The organism is Neobacillus cucumis (genome assembly GCF_023715505.1).
The window spans coordinates 62,819-82,647 of the sequence record NZ_JAMBOH010000004.1 but is presented as its reverse complement, the minus strand read 5'-3'; the positions used below and the strand labels follow the sequence as shown (position 1 = coordinate 82,647).

The 19,829-nt window shown below is 36.6% G+C and carries 19 protein-coding genes and 1 riboswitch; of the genes, 10 read left to right on the top strand and 9 right to left on the bottom strand.

The annotated features are described in order from the left end of the window. Window positions 1-39: 39 nt before the first annotated feature. The 6 genes from M3226_RS07715 to thiT all read right to left on the bottom strand — a co-directional run bounded on the left by M3226_RS07715 (window position 40) and on the right by thiT (window position 5,993). A complete protein-coding gene (locus M3226_RS07715) occupies window positions 40-2,076 on the bottom strand; it encodes a transglycosylase domain-containing protein (RefSeq protein ID WP_251564114.1) in 2,037 nt (678 codons plus the stop codon). Window positions 2,077-2,209: 133 nt separating this feature from the next. After that, window positions 2,210-2,665 carry a helix-turn-helix transcriptional regulator gene (locus M3226_RS07710; RefSeq protein ID WP_251564111.1) on the bottom strand — a complete coding sequence of 152 codons (456 nt, stop codon included), beginning with the start codon at window positions 2,663-2,665 and terminating at the stop codon, window positions 2,210-2,212. Between the two features lie 158 nt (window positions 2,666-2,823). Beyond that, on the bottom strand, window positions 2,824-2,979 hold the full coding sequence (locus M3226_RS07705; RefSeq protein WP_251564110.1) for a FeoB-associated Cys-rich membrane protein: 156 nt from the start codon (window positions 2,977-2,979) through the stop codon (window positions 2,824-2,826). Window positions 2,980-3,000: 21 nt separating this feature from the next. Further along, complete coding sequence (gene feoB / locus M3226_RS07700; protein WP_251564108.1) at window positions 3,001-5,004, bottom strand: ferrous iron transport protein B; 2,004 nt, start codon at window positions 5,002-5,004, stop codon at window positions 3,001-3,003. Beyond that, a complete protein-coding gene (locus M3226_RS07695) occupies window positions 5,004-5,228 on the bottom strand; it encodes a FeoA family protein (RefSeq protein WP_098529731.1) in 225 nt (74 codons plus the stop codon). The genes feoB and M3226_RS07695 overlap by 1 nt, the downstream gene beginning before the upstream one ends. 174 nt (window positions 5,229-5,402) lie before the next feature. Next, the gene (thiT, locus tag M3226_RS07690; protein ID WP_251564106.1) at window positions 5,403-5,993 is read right to left on the bottom strand and encodes an energy-coupled thiamine transporter ThiT; all 591 of its coding nucleotides are present in this window, start codon (window positions 5,991-5,993) and stop codon (window positions 5,403-5,405) included. 118 nt (window positions 5,994-6,111) lie between these two features. Further along, window positions 6,112-6,220, bottom strand: a riboswitch (TPP riboswitch). Window positions 6,221-6,431: 211 nt separating this feature from the next. Between thiT and M3226_RS07685 the strand changes: the two genes are divergently transcribed. From M3226_RS07685 to M3226_RS07665, 5 genes are all read left to right on the top strand, one after another. Further along, entirely contained in the window at window positions 6,432-7,586 is a 1,155-nt protein-coding gene (locus M3226_RS07685; RefSeq protein WP_251564104.1) for a histidine kinase N-terminal domain-containing protein, read from the top strand. 117 nt (window positions 7,587-7,703) lie between these two features. Continuing rightward, complete coding sequence (locus M3226_RS07680; protein WP_251564102.1) at window positions 7,704-8,255, top strand: GNAT family N-acetyltransferase; 552 nt, start codon at window positions 7,704-7,706, stop codon at window positions 8,253-8,255. Between the two features lie 207 nt (window positions 8,256-8,462). After that, the gene (locus tag M3226_RS07675) at window positions 8,463-9,773 is read left to right on the top strand and encodes a hemolysin family protein (protein ID WP_251564099.1); all 1,311 of its coding nucleotides are present in this window, start codon (window positions 8,463-8,465) and stop codon (window positions 9,771-9,773) included. A 190-nt stretch (window positions 9,774-9,963) separates the two neighbouring features. Next, window positions 9,964-10,365, top strand: a complete 402-nt coding sequence (locus M3226_RS07670) for a MerR family transcriptional regulator (protein WP_308211936.1) — start codon at window positions 9,964-9,966, stop codon at window positions 10,363-10,365. 60 nt (window positions 10,366-10,425) lie between these two features. Then, on the top strand, window positions 10,426-11,778 hold the full coding sequence (locus tag M3226_RS07665) for a hemolysin family protein (RefSeq protein ID WP_251564095.1): 1,353 nt from the start codon (window positions 10,426-10,428) through the stop codon (window positions 11,776-11,778). A 91-nt stretch (window positions 11,779-11,869) separates the two neighbouring features. On the opposite strand, the gene M3226_RS07660 is transcribed toward M3226_RS07665, so the two are convergent. Next, window positions 11,870-12,166, bottom strand: a complete 297-nt coding sequence (locus M3226_RS07660; protein ID WP_251564094.1) for a hypothetical protein — start codon at window positions 12,164-12,166, stop codon at window positions 11,870-11,872. A 354-nt stretch (window positions 12,167-12,520) separates the two neighbouring features. Here M3226_RS07660 and M3226_RS07655 point away from each other — a divergent pair, with 354 nt between their 5' ends. From M3226_RS07655 to M3226_RS07640, 4 genes are all read left to right on the top strand, one after another. Next, on the top strand, window positions 12,521-12,823 hold the full coding sequence (locus M3226_RS07655) for a HesB/YadR/YfhF family protein (protein ID WP_251564091.1): 303 nt from the start codon (window positions 12,521-12,523) through the stop codon (window positions 12,821-12,823). A gap of 249 nt (window positions 12,824-13,072) precedes the next feature. Beyond that, complete coding sequence (locus tag M3226_RS07650; RefSeq protein WP_251564089.1) at window positions 13,073-13,738, top strand: DUF3939 domain-containing protein; 666 nt, start codon at window positions 13,073-13,075, stop codon at window positions 13,736-13,738. 105 nt (window positions 13,739-13,843) lie between these two features. Next, window positions 13,844-15,100 (top strand): DUF445 domain-containing protein, encoded by a 1,257-nt coding sequence (locus tag M3226_RS07645; RefSeq protein ID WP_251564087.1) that lies wholly within the window; start codon window positions 13,844-13,846, stop codon window positions 15,098-15,100. Window positions 15,101-15,231: 131 nt separating this feature from the next. Continuing rightward, complete coding sequence (locus M3226_RS07640; protein ID WP_251564085.1) at window positions 15,232-15,597, top strand: cytochrome-c oxidase; 366 nt, start codon at window positions 15,232-15,234, stop codon at window positions 15,595-15,597. Window positions 15,598-15,664: 67 nt separating this feature from the next. Here the strand turns inward: M3226_RS07640 and M3226_RS07635 are convergent, their stop codons facing one another. Continuing rightward, the gene (locus tag M3226_RS07635; RefSeq protein ID WP_251564526.1) at window positions 15,665-16,447 is read right to left on the bottom strand and encodes a 5'-nucleotidase, lipoprotein e(P4) family; all 783 of its coding nucleotides are present in this window, start codon (window positions 16,445-16,447) and stop codon (window positions 15,665-15,667) included. Between the two features lie 164 nt (window positions 16,448-16,611). Continuing rightward, window positions 16,612-18,012 (bottom strand): alanine permease AlaP, encoded by a 1,401-nt coding sequence (gene alaP / locus M3226_RS07630; protein WP_251564083.1) that lies wholly within the window; start codon window positions 18,010-18,012, stop codon window positions 16,612-16,614. Window positions 18,013-18,478: 466 nt separating this feature from the next. On the opposite strand from alaP, the gene M3226_RS07625 reads away from it, so the two are divergent. Next, window positions 18,479-19,711 (top strand): PucR family transcriptional regulator, encoded by a 1,233-nt coding sequence (locus tag M3226_RS07625; RefSeq protein WP_251564081.1) that lies wholly within the window; start codon window positions 18,479-18,481, stop codon window positions 19,709-19,711. Window positions 19,712-19,829: the final 118 nt, after the last annotated feature.

Genomic DNA, 19,829 nt, shown 5'->3' with positions numbered 1-19,829 from the left:
CATCCATTAAAGCCAAGCCATCTCATCCCCGTAACTTTGTTAATCAATATATCCTTTTCCTTTATTCTTCCACTTTTTATTCCACTTCTCGATTTGTTTATTCCATCTGTCTTCCCACTTTTGGACTTCATTGTTGAAATGCTCTTGAAAATTACTTTTCTCTTCTTCTTTTTTCCTTTTTTCTATCAAGGGAGCGATATGTGGAACATTAAAACGCTGGCTCGGAGTACCTTTTAATGCCTCTTCCATCACCGTACGAAAGACAACAGCAGAACCAGTTCCACTAGCTGGGGTTATATAATGGTCAGTGTCTGTTTTATCATAACCGACCCAGATCGCACCGACTAACTGCGGTGTATAGCCCACAAACCATTGATCCTTCAAGCCGTTTATTCCTTTAATTGGTACCTGCGTGGATCCTGTCTTCCCCGCAGTTTCCCTGCCAGGAATTTGCGCTGCTTTTCCTGTTCCTTCTTCCACTACACCAAGAAGCATGGTCGTCATATTGTCAGTTACAACTTTTGATGTTACCCTGATCTTTTTTTCTTTCCACTCGGCGACTAAGTTCCCCTTTGAATCAACGATTTTTTTAATGACATGGGCCTTAATTTGACTTCCTTTATTAGGAAAAACAGAAAATGCCTCGGCCATATTTAACGGTGATACCCCTTTATGCAGACCACCTAGTGCCATTGATAAATTATCATCCTCTTTATCCAACGGAATCCCGAACCGCTTAACAGCATCAACTCCCTTTTCAATCCCTAATTTATTTAAAAGCCAAACAGCAGAGACATTTTTTGATTCCTTTACCGCTTCATACATAGGAACCTCACCTGCATATTGATGGTCATAATTACTTGGCTGATAAGATCCAAACTTCATTGGTTTATCCTTTAGCATATCGGTAATTTTCCAGCCTTCCTCGAGGGCTGGTGTATATACAACAATTGGCTTAAACGAAGAACCCGGCTGTGCCTTTAATTGGGAAGCACGGTTATACCCTCTAAAGGTATGCTTTCCTCTGCCGCCAACAATGGCCCTGACCCCGCCTGTTTTGGGGTCAAGTAATACACCGCCGCTTTGGACAAGGCGATCCGTACTTTTAGGAAATAGGGAGCTATTTTGATAGGTTGTTTCCATTGCGTTTTGCATTTTTGGATCAAGTTCCGTATAAATTTGGAAGCCGCCAGTTAATAATTCATCCTGTGTAAATCCATATTGTTTTACGGCCTCATATAATACTTGATCAACGTAATAAGGGTATTTTCCACGAAACGGATCGCCTCCTCTATTCATTAAGACAACCTTGTCCGCTTTTGCCTGTTGATATTGCCCATTATCGATAAAACCTTGCTTTTTCATTTCAGATAAGACTAGATTCCGTCTTGCCGTTGCGTTTTCAATATGCTTATAGGGATTTAGAGCAGAGGGCGCCTTAATGATCCCGGCAAGCAGGGCCGATTCACTTAATGATAAATCCTGCACATCTTTCGCAAAGTATTTGCTTGCCGCTTGTTTAACACCATATGCGCCATTACCAAAGTAAATTTGATTCACGTACATTTGAAGAATTTCCTGTTTTGAATATTTCCGTTCAACTGCAATGGCTAAAAATACCTCTTGCAACTTTCGTTTAAGGGTCTTTTCTGACGTAAGAATTGTAATTTTCGTTAATTGCTGCGTAATCGTACTGCCTCCTTCAACCATCCCTCCTGCCTTCAGGTCACGAAACAGTGCACGTGCGGTTCCGATTAAATCAACTCCATTATGTTGGTAAAATCGATGGTCTTCAATCGCAATAATGGCATTCTTCAAGGAGTTCGGGACTTCCTTAATTGGAACCCCTTCATTCTTATTAGCAGATACCTTACTGGCAAGGTTTCCACTTTTATCATAAAAAACAGTCGGCAATGCCAGCTCATTCTTTAAGCCTGAAATATCTGCATCCTTTGAGAAATAGGATAGAAGACCGAAAAATGCCAACATCAGAATCAATATCAACAACACAACCACTTGAAACAAATGCCACTTCAGCTGTTTAAAAAGGCCATTTACTTTATCTAAAAATATCACTATGAGGACATCCTTTAGCTTTAGTCTTTTAACAGGAATACTTTTCAATTATTTATTAGTTTTTATAAAAATTTGGAAAAAACACATACTATCAAAAAAAAGATGGGCAGAAGCCTCATCTTTTTTGGCATTATTATTCACTTTTTGCCAGTTCTTTAAAGCGTTGTCTAGAAAGCTTTTCATCGAAGCTTGAAAAGATTCGATAGTTTTGATGATCTAATATCCGAAAATGCTTACTTAATATATTTTGCTGAAGGATAAAGCCGTTTTTTTGCGAAATTCCCCTCCACCAAACTCGTCCGCCGAGGGTTTTTGTTTTACGAAGGTCGATTCCGTTTAGGGCAACTGTTTCTAATACCTCAAGGGGTTCATTTCCAAATAAAAATTGGACGGTTTCCGTTTCTCGAAAAAGAGCACAAATGGAAACCACTGTCGACCAGCCAGCTAGAACCCTCCCTTTTTCAATTTGTACAAGGGTTTTCTTCGAAATACCGATAATATCAGCCATTTTATCCTGGGTATAACCTGCTTCTGTCCTAATCAGCCGAAGCTTCTCAGAAACCTGTATAATAATTTCATCCCTGGTCACAGTAAGCCCTTCCTTCAATTTCTTCTAGTGTAATTTTACACAAGTTTATAGGACTATTCAAATTTCAAGAAAAAAAACTGCTATATTTCACTATAGCAGTTTAAGTACTTTATGTTTTAAATTTGTCTACTCCAGGACATACGTGCTGAACAGGGCGCTTACGCATTTCGTGGTGGGATACCGCACTGACTGGAACAAGAATTTTTCAAATCACATGCGGCGCATTTTCCCTTTTTGGATTTTTTAATGAATTTCACTAATGCCCAGGCAGCATATCCAAAAATAGCCACACCGATTATTACACTCGCAATCATTGGCTCCACCCCTTTAAGATTTTACATCAATCCAAATAATTTTCCTCCTTGGTAAATGACCAAGGACAATACATAAGCAATAACAAACGCATAAATCATCGAAAAAGCAGTCCATTTCTTAGAACCTGTTTCCTTATAAATGGTTGCCGTCGTTGCCAAACAAGGAATATACAATAGGATAAAGACCATAAAGCTATAGGCTGCCAGCGGAGTATAGTAATTAGCCAACAACCCTTGCAGGCTTGCATCCTTTGGAACGAAGTAAATAATATTCATGGTTGAGATGATCGCTTCTTTAGCCAGGAAACCTGTTATTAAGGAAGCAGATGCCTGCCAAGTTCCAAAGCCAATCGGATCAAAAATAGGCGCAATTATATTACCAACAGCAGCTAAATAGCTATGGTCCATATCAACTTTTAGGCCATTAGGACCTGCATAAGATAATAGCCAGATAAAGACGGAACCGGCAAAAATAAATGTTCCCGCCTTTCTAACGAATCCTTTCCCTTTATCCCAAGTACTTCTCCATAATGATTGAAACTGTGGAAGCCGGTATGGAGGAAGTTCAATAACAAACAAAGATGTTTCAGATTTTAGTAGAGTTTTAGAAAATACTTTGGCTAACGTCAATGCTACTACAATCCCCAACACGTATAGGCTAAGAACAACGAATGCCTTATCGCCTGCAAAAAAGGCTCCTACAAATAAGGCATATACCGGTAACCGGGCTGAGCATGACATTAATGGTGTTAATAGTATCGTTAATAGTCTCTCCCGAGGAGTTTCAATCGTTCTAGCCGCCATAATCCCAGGAACATTACAGCCAAAGCCAATCATCATTGGGATAAAAGCTTTACCATTTAATCCTACTGATTCCATTATACGGTCCATTACAAGGGCTACGCGCGCCATATAACCAGAGTCTTCTAATAAGGAAATAAAGAAGAACAGAATAAAGATTTGCGGTACAAACACAAGTACGCCGCCAACCCCAGCTACTAACCCTTCAATAATTAAGTCATGAATAAAATTTGAGGCATGAATAGAACTTAAAAGCGCCTCAAACCCAGACGTGACAGGTCCCGTTAAAAAGGCGTCGAGCACATTTGATAGAGGCGTGCCCAGCCAATCAAATGTCAACATAAACATGAAATACATGAGCAGCAAAAAGATTGGCATCCCCAAAAAGCGATTCGTTACAATACTATCAATTTTTTCAGACAATGGAATTACCGAGTCACTTTTGCTTGCTACTTCGGCAACGATTTTTTCAATGACTTCTTTTCGTTTTAAATAAATAAAATTGGAGAGTGACTTTCCATCCAATCGAGCTTGAAGCTTGTTTTCCAAATTTCTCACAATAGTATTTATTCTTTGAGGATTGGTGATACTGTTTACATAGTTTTGAACATATTGATTTCCCTCAAAATATTGAATTGCAAGAAACCGAATAGAGTGGCTGGTCTTTCCACTAATTTCACCGGCAATTGCCGTAATCGCCTCTTCTACCTCCTTGCCATAATAGACTAGATGCTTATTGGCAGGATGGATTGATTTTGTAGAGATGACATCTACAAGCTTGTCACACCCTTTTCCACTCCGAGCCACGACAGGCACAACCGGAACGCTTAAGACTTTGGCCAGTTTCGGAGCATCCACATGAATGCCGCGTTTATTGGCAACATCGATCATATTTAAACCTATAAGAGCAGGCTTCTCAAACTCCATTAATTGCAGTGTTAAATGTAAATTACGTTCTAATTGTGATGCGTCTAAAATATTTAATAACCGGTCAACTGATTCAGTTAAAAAGAACGAAGTTACAACCCCCTCATCCTTTGATAAAGGATTAAGAGTATATACTCCCGGTAAATCTATTAATTGTCCAATATTATTCTTGAAAACTCCGACTTTTTTTTCAACGGTAACACCGCTCCAGTTGCCAACATACTCATAGGAACCTGTTAAATTATTAAACAATGAAGTTTTTCCAGTATTCGGGTTTCCAATTAGAGCGATTTCCATTATATTCTCTCCACTTCAATCTGAACGGCTTCTTTTCGGCGAATACCTACACATTGGCCGCAGGATTCGATCATAATTGGGCCGCCAAATGGCATCACACATTTTACACAGACTTCAGATCCTTCAGTAATTCCTAAATCGAGTAAGCGCCTTTGAACGAGGTGACCAACATGAGATAGGTCAATTATTTTTCCTTTATCTCCTGTTTTTAAAGAACCAAACATGTATATCACCCTATCTATATTAATTGAGAATGATTATCTTTCTAATGGTATTTTAACACTTTTTTGAGTTAATAAGCATAATAAATTTGACAGAAGTTCGAATATATTTCCGGAAGGACATTGATATCCATACAAAAAAAGGAAAGAACTCATCCTTTCCTTTTTATCCATTTATTATAGACTTTTTTGTAAAATCATTTTCTTTGGAAGGGCACTAATTAGTACAATAGTAATAATTGCACTAATTATGAAATTAGGCAGCATATAGGTTCCATTATATAGTAGAGAGTAGATCGCTACCGGCTGACCTTTTGGAGCATACTCGCCGAAAAAGGCAATCCCAGAAATCACATGACAAATATATCTTAGCGCACTTCCCAAAAATGCTCCACTAATTACATAAGCCATCCATTTACCATTGTTATGTTCATTGATTGCTTTTTTAATGGCAGATGCAAAAATTCCAGCGGACCCAACAACTGTAAAAGCAATAAAGTAATCAATAACCCCTTGTACAATCGTATAAACTTGGGAAAACCCTAGAATAAACTGAAGGAAACCTAATAAAAAACCTGTTAAAAGTCCACCTTTTATCCCCCAGCGATAGGCAATCAGGAATATCGGCACCATCGCAATGGAGATGGAACCACCCTGCGGCCAAATTCTTAAAGATATGATACCCGCGACAAAATCTAATAAATAAGCAAGTGCAGTAAATACAGCAACTTCTGCCATAAATAAAGTATTACTTCTTGTTTGATTCACTTAACATTTCCCCCTATATCTAATTAGACCCGCTTGATCTCTTCCGAAAGACGATATGGTGCCAAAACAATGTGGAAGAAAAAAGCAATTCAGAACTTGGAATGTCTAAATTGCTTTGTATTTAAGCAAACCACATCCCTACGCTAGTGTTACCTAACAGGTTCATAGGGTCAGAACTCAAACGTTCACTCTCAGCCGCCTAGAAAGCAGCTCCCCCTGTGGAAGTATTCAATTGTATCCATAGAAAATATACTACTCTACCACTAATTAAACAAGATATTCGTTATAGAGAATGTTATATTCGACATAATAAATTATTGATAATTAATTACATTTCACTGTATAAAAATTTTTCCTTAAATTTCATAAAGGATTTTTTCATTCTTCAGCGAATTATCATGGTAATCAGTTTGGTTAAAACCATTAGGGGGAAACAACATGTTTACGGGAGAACAAACGGATTTAATCGCCTTTTTTGCTCATAACAAAAAGCAATTAGTACAAGAATGGGAAAATGCCATCATGATATATCATGGTGATCCCTTTAAAGGTAAAATACGTGAAAATGGGGAAGCCTTATTAGATGTTATTCTAACGATGCATACCATATCTAAGGAAGAATTATTAACGATTATCGAAAAGATCGCCATTACGATATCAAAGGAACGGGTTATGGCCGACATTAACATCGGTGATTTTGTATACAATGTCAATATCGGGAGGACAATTTTATATAGCTATTTAAGTAAGACTGGACTGACATGGTCCGAATTACAAAAATCTATTAACGATATTAACTTTTGTTTTGATAAATTTTTATATTTTGCCGTATCCCATTACTCTGAAGCGAAGAATAAAATTATTGAAGAGAAGACGATGTTTATTGATTCAACCCACCAGGATCGCTTAACACTTCTCGGCCAAATGACTTCAAGCTTTATTCATGAATTTAGAAACCCACTTACATCTGTTCAGGGATTTATTCAATTACTGAAAGCCGATTATCCAAATATGAGATATTTAGATATCATTTCAAGTGAATTGGACCAGCTTAATTTTCGTATCTCCCAGTTTTTGTTACTTTCGAAAAAAGAGCTGATTGGTAAGGAAAAGGTATTTTTTAAATTAAATCACTTAATTGATGAGGTTTTAAACTTCCTCTACCCTAGTATTTTGGACGGTAAAGTTAAAATTCAAAATCATTTAGACGGCGATTTTACATTGAATGGCTATGCAGACGAAATCAGGCAGGTCTTTATTAATATCATTTTCAATGCCATTGATGTTCTGAATCACCATGAGGTCGCAAATCCGACCATTGGGATAAAAAGTTCATTGGAAGACAATACAACGATAAAAATTAGTATTACAAACAATGGGCCCGTCATTCCAACTGAGTTGCATAAAACCATTTTCGAACCTTTTTTCACTACAAAAAAACTGGGGACTGGCCTCGGCTTGTTTGTCTGTAAAGAAATCATTGAAAAACATAAAGGAAAATTAACCTGCGACTCTTCACATGATAAAACAACGTTTTCCATTTACTTGCCAGTTGCTTTGGACCAAAGTGATGAGCAGGAAAGTAATCTATAGAGAACATCGAATCCCACTTTCAAATAAGCAGGGATTTTTTTCTTTTTAAATTCATCTCCCATTCCGGCCCGCCCGCGCATATGATGTACCAAAATTCATCATCAGGAGAATAGGCCTATGTTTACATTAAAAGTGGATCATGAGATTGAGTTACAATTGTTTCAACGGCATCACGCCTTAACACTATTCCAACTTATTGAGGAGAATCGTGAACATTTACGGGAATGGATGCCATGGGTGGATAGTATGGCCTCCCCCTATCAGATAGAAACCATAATCCCGATATGGCTTAATCAATTTGCTGAAAACAGCGGCCTTAATGTAGGGATTCTTTACCGGGGGGAGCTTGTCGGCTCGTTAGGTTTGCACCAAATTGATTGGTATAACAGCATGGCGAGTATTGGTTATTATTTAGCTAAAAAAGCGGAAGGTCATGGGATTATCACAAGGTCCGTTAAAGCTCTGCTGAATTATTGCTTTTTTCAATTAGGTATAAACCGGATTGAGATTCGCTGCGGGGTAAATAATATAAAAAGCCGTGCCATTCCCGAGCGGCTGAGATTTGTCAGGGAAGGGACAGTTCGTGACGGAGAACATTTAAACGGCCATTTTCATGACCTTATTATATATAGCATGCTGGCGCGGGAATGGAATTCCGTACACGTTTAGTACCATAATACCAATAATCCAAGCGGCCAACATGGCTGTTTTTTTTTGTTGAAATTGATAGCTAATTTGCTAATGAGAGTCATATTTGAAATAATAAAAGAAAACTTGGCAATTTGACAAAGTTAGAAGTTGGAATTATAGGGAATAATCTTTACATAGAGTAAAAAGTAAGTGAGGTGGCATGCCTTACCCTTTGTAAGGTACTAAATGATTTGGATGAACGTTTTAATTATCGCTATACTGATTACCTTTACCGCATTTTTTGTTGCATCAGAATTTGCCATGGTAAAGGTGCGGACGACTAGAATAGATCAATTAATTTCAGAAGGTAATAAAAAAGCAGAAGCAGCCAAAAAACTGATTTCTAATTTAGATGGGTATTTATCAGCCACACAGGTCGGGATTACGATTACTTCCTTAATCTTGGGTTGGTTAGGAGAGCCCACAGTCCGCAGCATTTTAGAACCTATTTTTAGTTGGATTCAGTTACCGCAATCATTGGAACAAGTGATCTCCTTTATTCTTGCTTTTTCAGTCATTACCTTTTTCAATGTTGTTATTGGTGAATTAGCACCAAAAACGTTTGCGATTCAAAAGTCAGAACAAATCATTATGCTTTTTGCAAAGCCAATGATACTTTTTTACCGGTTGATGTACCCCTTTATTTGGATTCTCAACCGGTCTGCCCGGTTTGTAACGGGACTGTTCGGTGTTAAACCAACTTCTGAGCAAGAGATTGTTTTATCTGAAGAAGAACTGCGGATGATTCTGTCGCAAAGCTATGAAAGCGGCGAGATCAATCATTCGGAATATAGTTATATGAATAATATTTTTGAATTTGACGATCGAATTGCAAAGGAAATTATGGTACCAAGGACTGAAATCGTCACCCTGTCAAGAGATGCGACAATGGAGGAAATTATCGAAATTGTCCGCGAGGAAAAATATACCCGGTATCCACTCATTGACGGTGATAAAGATAATATTCTGGGAGTGGTGAATATTAAAGAGGTCCTTACCGATTGTATACAGCAAAAATGTACTGGGGAACAGCCCCTTCTCCCCTATATCAAACCTGTTATTCATGTAATTGAAAATATCCCTATCCAGGAACTATTGGTGAAATTACAAAAAAACCGCTCCCATATGGCAGTTTTATCTGATGAATATGGCGGTACTGCTGGTATTGTCACCGTTGAAGATATTCTCGAGGAAATTGTCGGTGAAATTCGAGATGAATTTGATTTGGATGAGCTTCCTCTTATCCAAAAAAAGGGTGAATATCATTATATTTTAGAAGGGAAAGTTCTAATAAGCGAGGTAAATGACCTTCTGGGAACGACGCTTGAAGAAGAGGACGTAGACACAATTGGCGGATGGTTTTTAACGCAAAAGTTTGATGTCAAAAAGGGTGATTCAATTGAAAAAGAGGGCTTCACGTTTCAAATTAAAGAAATTGAAGGTCATCATATAGTCTATATTGAAGTAAGTAAGGTTGATAAAAACGCCTCCGAGTAAATCGAGGCGTATATTTCTTTACATATTTTTTGTAATATTTAGATTTTTATACTCATACTTACGGCAATTCTCCATAAAATATAAGTATATATTACTATCTAAACTAGAACGTTTGACTGTACAGTTTAATTTCTTTATAATTATTGTAATTTGTAAAATATAGAGGTGGTAAGATGGGGCTGTCTATCGGATTGGTGAAATAGCAGAAATAGCGCATGTGTCGAAACGCACCATTGACTATTATACGTCTATTGGCTTGTTAAAGGCAGAACGCTCTAAGTCAAACTACCGCATTTATTCGGATGAAGCACTGGATGATTTGAAATTTATAGAGGAATGTAAATGTCTGCACTTTCCATTAGACGAGATTAAAAGAAAACTAGAAATGCGTAAAGCAAAAAACCTGCGGGAATCAGAGGTTGAAAAACATGTAAGTGCTGTAACGCAGCAAATGAGGCAGCTGCATAGCGACTTGTTTGACCTAATCCCGATTTTAGAAAAATTGGATGAGGATCAGAAAGAAAAGCTGACCAGCAATCTTAGTCTGCTTCGAACAGTACTTATGAAATCACTTTTAAGTGTTACGACTTAATTTTTTTAAATAACTGGGAGGTGACACCTTACCCGTCCACAACGGGCTAAGGGAACTTATTTGGACATATTTAACTTGGTTATTATAGCCATTTTAATTGCCTTAACTGCCTTTTTTGTAACTTCAGAATTTGCGATCGTCAAAATCAGAAGTTCAAGAATTGATCAGTTAATTGAAGAAGGAAATTCGAGGGCTGTTTCCGCAAAAAAAGTGATATCAAACTTAGATGAATATCTATCTGCTTGTCAACTGGGTATAACCATAACTGCTTTGGGATTAGGTTGGATTGGGGAATCGACAATTGAGCATTTGCTTAGCCCACTTTTCCTAAAATTGAACTTGCCTGAGAGCGCAACGCAAATATTTTCAGTTGGGATTGCATTTGCGACCATTACTTTCCTTCATGTTGTGGTTGGAGAGCTAGCACCTAAAACTCTTGCTATTCAAAAGGCAGAAATGATTACCTTAGTCATGTCACGTCCCTTAATCTTATTTTATAAGATTATGTACCCTTTTATTTGGGTACTAAATGGGTCTGCACGGATTGTTTCTAGTCTTTTCGGTTTAAAACCGGTATCGGAAAATGAAATTGCCCATACGGAGGAAGAACTTCGAATTATCCTGTCTGAAAGCTATAAAAGTGGCGAAATTAACCAATCAGAGTTTAAGTATGTAAATAAAATTTTTGAATTTGATAATCGGATTGCCAAGGAAATCATGGTACCTCGAACAGAAATGGTTTCTTTATCAAAGGACGATTCATTAGAAACATTTCTTCAGGTCTTACGGGAAGAAAAATTCACCAGATATCCTGTCATTGATGGCGATAAAGACCATATTATTGGTTTAATCAATATCAAGGAAATCATGACTGATTTAATAGGCAATGAAAATCTTTCATCACAAACTCTAGAAAACTTTACTCGGCCAATTATTAGAGTAATAGAAACGATTCCTATTCATGATTTATTGGTTAAGATGCAAAAAGATCGTGTTCATATGGCCGTCTTAATGGATGAATATGGTGGAACATCAGGACTTGTTACCGTTGAAGATATCCTTGAGGAAATTGTTGGTGAAATTCGTGATGAATTTGATATGGATGAAATTTCAGAGATTCGTAAAATTAAGGAAAATCATTACATCATCGATTCAAAGGTTTTAGTGAGTGAGATTAATGATTTATTAGGCGTTGAAATTGATGATGAAGATGTCGATACAATAGGCGGTTGGATTCTAACTGAGAATTATGAAGCTAAAGAAGGCGACATCATCCATCACGATTCATATACCTTTAAAATTCTAGATATGGATGAACATCATATCAAGTATATTGAAGTAACAAAAAACGCCATTGATGAAGAATCAAATACTCAACAAATGGCAGTAACAAAATCAGAAGTTCTTTCATAAAAAAATAGGCCGAATCTTTCGGTCTATTTTTTACTATTTGTCAGTAGACAAAAATAAAAAGACTGTATAGGACAACAGTCTCCACTTAAGATTATATATTTTTTGAGATGATCATTTCTTCTTCTAGCTTCGCGATTTTCACTAAATGGGAGTCAAGCCGGCGATTTACATGCTGAAGCTCAATGCTGTGTGTCTCTTCAATCCTCTGCAGTGAATCTTTAATATCAGACAAATCAATCTGATTTACTTCCACTCGATGTTCAATGCTATCCATTTTTTCTAATCTTGATAGCCTTTTTTCAATCGCTTCTAATGTAACATTGAATGTTTGGATTAAGCTTCTTAAATCCAGTTCATTCTCTGGTAATTTTTCAAATTCATTACCCATTGAACAACCTCACTTTTATTTGTTCCTTAATTTTATCATCATTTCCACTGTATATATGTTACAAAAACAGCACATTCACCTCCAATAGATAAACTCCTTGGACGCATTCACATAATCGTCAACAATTGTCAATTTATTAACCATTTTAAAGGGATTCCCCCTTTATAAGGGGAACAATCTAAGCAAAAAAGTGAACATTTAATTAATTAACTTATTAATGTGAATAATATCACATTAATTTCACTATAAATATTATAGTCTTACATTATAAGGAATAGAGGGCTAACATTTTTAATCTTTACCTTTCAGCTACCTTATGACGAATAATTAACTTAAAAGGTTGGTGTAAAAAATATGTTCATATCAATCGATGAAAAAGCAGCTTTATGGTTCACGGAGGAATTTGAAATAAATAAGCCAATCAGTATTCGCCTGTTTCCTCAATATGCAGGCTTTGGAGAAAAAAATAAAGGTTATAGCCTTGCTTTTTCAGTTGAGCAGCCTGAAGATGCCGGTTATGCACAAGAAATGAACGGAATTACCTTTTATGTTGAAGGAAATGATATATGGTTTTTTGAAGACACTGAGACATACTTATCTTTTGATGAAGTACTTGAGGAAATTCAAATTATCTATAAAGAAAAAGCCATTCATTAGTATGATCAAGACCAGCCGTTTTATAATGGCTGGTCTTTTGGATTCTGCAAATAGTTTATATGCCTTCTCAACATCAGCCTGTTATTAATTCCAATCTATCCATCCTTGTTTTTTTTAAAAAAAATAGTTATAAATTGGAAGCCATGTTACACTACTACTTTTTTTAGGTATAATAAAGATGACATAAATTCCCTCTTGTTAGATCGTTCCAACTTTTAATAAAACTTTCAAAGAAAGGGGTTAGGCATTGTGATTGTTAGTACTGCCATCATTCCTATTTTCGATTATGTTGGCTATAAATTTGGAGCGATTCTTGAAAACTGGTATGAAATTGATTCAACCTTCACCATCATTGGAATCTTTTTAGTAATTGGAGTTGGAGGACTAACCGTATATTCAAAAATTCATAAATATATTAATATGCCAGGTGATACAACTAAAGTTAATAATAAGTCTAATAATGACTCTATTATTAACTATCCACAAATCGAAGTTACGCTTGACCAAGTGAGAATAGCCGTAAGGGAATATTCTGAAAAACTTCCAAAAGGAGTTTTCCGTACCATTTTAGTTCAAGATGATAATAGCATTGATTTTGAGAAGCTTACTCCCTATCTTGGTGGAATTCCTTATAAAAATTTTTATATGTCGAAGGAGACCTATGATCTATTCGAAGAAAATGAAAAACTAATACCAATTGAAATGGATATGGTCCAAAAGGCAGTTGATCAGTATGTGAAAGACCATAAAGAATATCCTATGTTAAGTTTTGATCCGCTGCACAGGGTAAACTATTATCTGCTCCTCCAAGAACACTACTTAAAAAAGGCCCCTAAAACACAATTTTACATTACCGATTTAGATGGTCTCATCACACATATTACACCCCAGAATAAAAACTCCTCTCAGCTCTGAGAGGAATTTCTTTTTTTTGGGTAGTTTTTTTTGCTTTTCCTTCAACTATATTGAGATAATAGCACTAACTAATTTAATAATAATTTAAGAACGAGGGGTACAAAGATGGTAAAACAGAAAAATAAATCGCATCATTTAGCGACTATTTCTCTTATAATCATGGGAATCGGATTTATTGCTACCATTCCATTACAGGATTCATTTTGGGGAAATATCCTCCAAGGTGGTTTTGAAGCGGGGCTCGTCGGTGGATTAGCAGACTGGTTTGCGGTAACTGCACTTTTTCGACACCCGCTGGGGATTCCAATTCCCCATACTGCATTGCTGCCAAAGAACCGGCAACGAATTACAGCAGGAATAATATCCATGCTTGAAAATGAGTGGCTTACTAAGGAAAGTATTCGTAAAAAAATCAATACGATTGCTTTCACCAATAAGTTTATAGAGATATTAGAGACTGAAATGAATTCCCAATCGCTACAAAAAAATGTCGTCACGCTAGTTCAACACTTGATTAAAAAAATAGAGGTAAGAAAGCTAACGCCAATTATCGAAAAAGAACTAAAAGCTAAATTAGATGACTGGGATATAAAAAATTATCTACCCTTACTTATTGAGCAAGTAACAGAACGAAAATATGACGAAAAAACCTTAGATTACATTCTCAAGGAAATCGACGAATGGGCCGCGAAAGATTCCACTAAATATAAGCTGGGCGGAATGGCAGTGGATGCTGTGGAAAACATCAAAGCAGATGGCTTTATGCAGTTTGCTCTGAAATCTTTTAGTAATCTTGTTAACGAGGAAAAATTGGGTAACATTATCCAAAACCTAATTCAAAAAGGAGTTGCCAGTTACAGCGACCCCTATAACCCAAATCGCCGAACTTTATTAATTCATATCCGAAATAAGCTTGAATCAATTAAAACAGACGAAAAAATCTATGAAGAACTTTCGAATTTGAAATCACATGCCATTACTAAATGGGAGTCACAAGAGCAAATTAATGATATATTAGAACAGTTTCAGCAAAAAGCTATCAATTTCGTTGCAGAACCTGGCTTTTTAAATCATTACTTACTTCCATTTATAAATGACATGCTAACGGAATTAAAAACTAGCCCCGAAAAAGTAGAGGCTATAGATACGTGGATTAAATCAAAACTTTCTTCCTTTGTGGATAAAAATCATTCTAAAATTGGCAAGCTTGTTAAAGAGAATTTAGACAAATTAGACGATAAAACATTGATTAACATGGTCGAAACTAACGTCGGAAAAGACCTTCAATGGATCCGGGTTAATGGAGCTGTTTGCGGATTTTTGATAGGACTTATCTTAGTTGGGTTAAGAGCATTCTTTTAAATTCGCCTTATTTACTAAGGCTTTTTTTTTTTCGAGTTTTCAAAAATCCCTACTAGAGAATGGTTCTTTTTCAGTTCCTCCCTTCATATTTAGTACTATAGTCATATTTTTTAACATAAGGGGGCAGGAAAATGGCGGTTAAATTGATTAAGATTTCCGTGATCTATTTTGTTATTGGGGTGCTCATTGGCATGTATATGTCGATGACGGAAGCCTTTGACTTTACACCTGTTCATGTGCATATTAATTTATTAGGTTGGATGTCAATGGCACTTGCTGGCTTGATTTATGTCGGATTTCCAAATGCGGCTAAAACCAAACTTGCGAAGGTTCATTTTTGGCTCCATAATATCTCACTTCCAATTATGATGATTGGGCTTGCCTTTTTGGTCTCCGGTGTAGATAGTGCCGGACCTGCAGTTGCTGTTGGTGGAACATTATTGGTTATAGGGATCATAGTCTTTGCGATAAACATCTTGAAAAATGTAAAGCAATAAACTTGTCCTTATCTATCTTCTAAAATAAGCGAAGACACCCCATTAGGTGTCTTCTTTATTAAAGAATTTACCGAATATAAATTTCTAGTAACTTCTTTCTTAGCCTGTCCTTTTCTTCATTTGTTTTTCTATAGTCGTAATGATACATAGCACCCTCCCAATCGCCATACATGGGGTTAGGGAAAACAATCAGTTTACGGCCAAACTCATCCTTGCGTTTATCAACCTCATTAGATCTTTCTGAAACCGTTAACCCATCAAACCCGCTAAAATCACCTAAATTATCTCCAAAGTACAAAAGAATGTCGTGAGTTTTTGCTACCTGAATGCGGCGGGTTTCCTTCCCTCTTTCTCCGGGCTGTTGTAATAACACATGCTCACTAATTACTTGAGGAGCACCTACATTTAATAAATTTTTCATCGTTGCTTTTTTTTCCGTTTCGTTTCGATTCGATATGTAAAAAATATCGACTCCCCTTGCATTAGCATATTGCAAAAATTCAATTGCACCAGGCAAGGCTTTGGCTTCCCCACGTCTAAACCATTCATTCCAGCCGAACGGGACTCCTTTCCCATGAAGGACAAACCACGCCTGATGCGGACTGTTATCAAGGATCGTCTCGTCTATATCTAATACAATTGCGGGTTTTAATCCGGTTGTTTTAGGTCGGTCCCTTAATAGCTCATCTAATCGCATTCTCCCCATGTTATAACCTTGAAAATATAAAGCTCTTGCTTCAGCTGAGTTTTGAAACCAAAGTACAGACATGGTATTTTGATCATACAGGTTTAACGAAGAACTGCCTTTCGTCTCAGCTTTTACATTTAGACCTGAGAGTGACACAACCATTATTAAGGTTAAAAGCCATCCAATCTTCCTATTCAATCAAATTACCCTCCTTTTTTTACAATAATAGTATGTGAAAGAAAGGAACATCCTAATATTTGAGTATTAGGTATTTTTGTAAAAAAAGAGCAGCAAGTCCAATAAAACGACTTACTGCTCTTTCCTGTTTAAATGATTCGTTTTTTTACATTAGTTTCAATCTTATCCCGTTTATGAAAACCTTTGATATAGTAGACTGCTACTAAGAAGACCAGGAATAACGGTCCGATTACTAAAGCAATTCTTGTATCAGGATTATAGCCCATCAATCCAATGACAAACGCTAAAAAGGCTAAGGAGAAATAAGATGTGTAAGGAAATAATGGCATTTTATATTTTAGGACCTTTACTTCCCCCTGCTTAAGAGTTTGTCGATAACGAATTTGCGACAAAAGAATGACTCCCCAAGTCCAAATCGCACCAAATGTAGCAATACTCGTAACCCAAGTAAATACCTTTGCAGGGACAATATAATTTAGGATAACCCCTATCAATAAAGCTCCTGCAGAGGCAACCACAGCAACTCCGGGAACACCGCTTTTGTTAACCTTACCAAAGTTTTTAGGGGCCTCCCCATGCTCAGCAAGATTAAATAGCATCCTAGCTGTACTGAAAATACCGCTATTACAAGATGAAAGAGCTGCCGTTAGAACAACAAAGTTTATAATACCTGCTGCCCCAGGGATGCCAATTTTTTCAAAGGTCAGTACAAATGGACTCCCTTTTGTACCAATTTCCTCCCATGGATAAATCGACATAATTACAAACAGTGCTCCAACATAAAATAGAAGAATCCGCCAAAAGACAGTATCTATTGCTCTTGCAAGCGACTTTTCCGGATTTTTTACCTCTCCAGCTGTAACCCCAATCATTTCAATTCCCAAGTAGGCAAACATAACCATTTGCAGGGATAATAACACACCTTTTATTCCATTCGGGAAGAAACCGCCATGCTCCCATAAATGCTTGACACCGGTTGCAATTCCGCCATTACCAAGACCAAAGAGAATCATCCCGGCACCGATTAGGATCATCGCAATGATTGTAACAATCTTAATTAAGGCAAACCAAAATTCTAATTCCCCATAAGCTTTAACAGCAAGGAAGTTGACTGACGCCATAATGACAAGTGCTGCTAATGCCCATATCCATCTTGGAACAGCTGGGAACCAATATTCCATATAAATACCAATGGCAGTAATTTCAGCCATACAAGTAACTACCCATAAAAACCAATAATTCCAACCTGTTATGTATCCCGCCAGCGGTCCTAAATAATCACGCGCATATTTACTAAAAGAACCGGCTACCGGTTTTTGAATCGCCATTTCACCTAAGGCTCTCATTATAAAAAACATGATTAATCCGCTAAATGCGTACCCAACCAAAATACCTGGTCCCGCCATTTTGATCGCAGACGCTGAACCAAGAAATAATCCTACCCCAATAGCTGCACCGAGAGACATTAACGTTATATGTCTTTCCTCTAAACCGCGATGAAGTTCTTTGTTCTGAGTGTTTTTCCCCATCTATGAATCTCCTCCTGAAAAAACTTCAATTTCCATTCATCCACTTGTTCGAATTTTGACAAAAAATAATTTATGAATTATTATCATACTACTTATCAGCAATTAATGCGACTGACCATCCTCCTGTTTTTTATTGTTAGCGCTTTCAAATCTATTTGAAAAAATCCGAACATTTTATGACATTATTTTAACATTTCTATGAACAATCTTTTTTGTAGAATAACGAGAAATTTACTATAACTTTTTGTAGAATTAAACTAAGAAAAGCGCAAGCGCCTTGGTCAGCCCCGACAAGCACAAGACGAGCCGGCCGAAAGGTTGCTCTTTAACCTTTTGGACGGATTGGCTTGTGGCCTCGAGGGGCTAGGCGCTGGAGCTGGACAATTCTCTAGGTAAAAACTTTTATACTTTCTTACCTACCAAAGAATAAAATCATTCCGTGATAGACATTGTGGAGGTTTTCATTTTGAATACTAGACAACATGATCCGTTTAAAACCGCTTTTGATAGTTTAGAAGAATTTGCAGATTTAATAAGTCAAGTTTTAAATTGCCCGATTACGATTGAGGATGCTAATCATCGACTTCTTGCCTATAGCACACATGATGAACGGACTGATCCCGCAAGGATTTATACCATCATCGGACGAAGAGTGCCTGAGAAGGTGATTAATCAATTATGGAAAGAAGGAACCATTCCCGCCCTGCTTCAAACCCGTGAACCAATCCGTGTTAAGAATATGGATGATATTGGACTTAATAATAGAGTTGCTATATCTATTTGGAAGCAAGATGAGGTATTAGGCTTTATTTGGGCGATAGAAATTGATAAAACCTTAACTGATAAGGATTTTGATTTACTCAAAAAAGCGGCGGATTCGGCAAAAAATAAACTTTTACAGCTGCAAACCAGGAAAAATAAAAAAGAAGAACATTCGCAGGAATTCTTCTGGAAACTATTAACAGGACACTTGAAGGCCGAAAAGGACATCTACGAGCGTTTTCATGAATTGAAAATTACTCCCTCCCCTTCCTTTGTGATTGCAGTATTTCAATTTCCAGAAAACATAACAAGTAAAGTAGAACAAAATATTTCTTATTTATTAAAAACCAGTCAACTGATGAAAATATTGCTATATACAATGGACTGCAATCAACTAATTGTCTTAATCTCCGCTGTTAATAATAAAGCGCCTTATCAAGAGTTTAATCGTTTTGTTCAGACCTTTGTTTCGACAATGGCCGAGCGGTATCAGATCAAAGGAATCACTCCTGTATACAGCAGTATTTATGATGATTATCAAAAAATTGGCCAAGCATATAAAGAAACCTTAAATGTTTTATCAATTAAAGAAAAATTCCCAGCAGAAACAAAAGAAATTTTTAATTATCAAAAACTGGGGATTTATCAACTTTTTGAAGTTATTTTGGAAAAAAGACAAAGTGAAGCTTCTGAAAATTATTCATTGAGAAGGCTGCAAGAATATGACCTAAAACATCATAGTAATCTAATTGAAACGTTAGAGGTTTTCTTAAATAAAGATAACAATATAAATGATGCCGCCAAGGAACTAAATGTTCATGTGAACACTCTCAATTACCGGTTAAAGCGGATTTCTGAAATTGGAGATGTGAATTTTAAGGACCCTAGCCAGAAAATGCTTCTCTATATTGACCTAAAGCTCGAGAAATATAAATAGATTTGAACATTTTGTGAAAATCCCCAAAATGGATGAAAAATTTTCTACTTTCTAAACAAAGTATTTCCGAGAAAAACATTTTATACTTTAGCCATAGCAAGGAAATACTTTTAAGTAT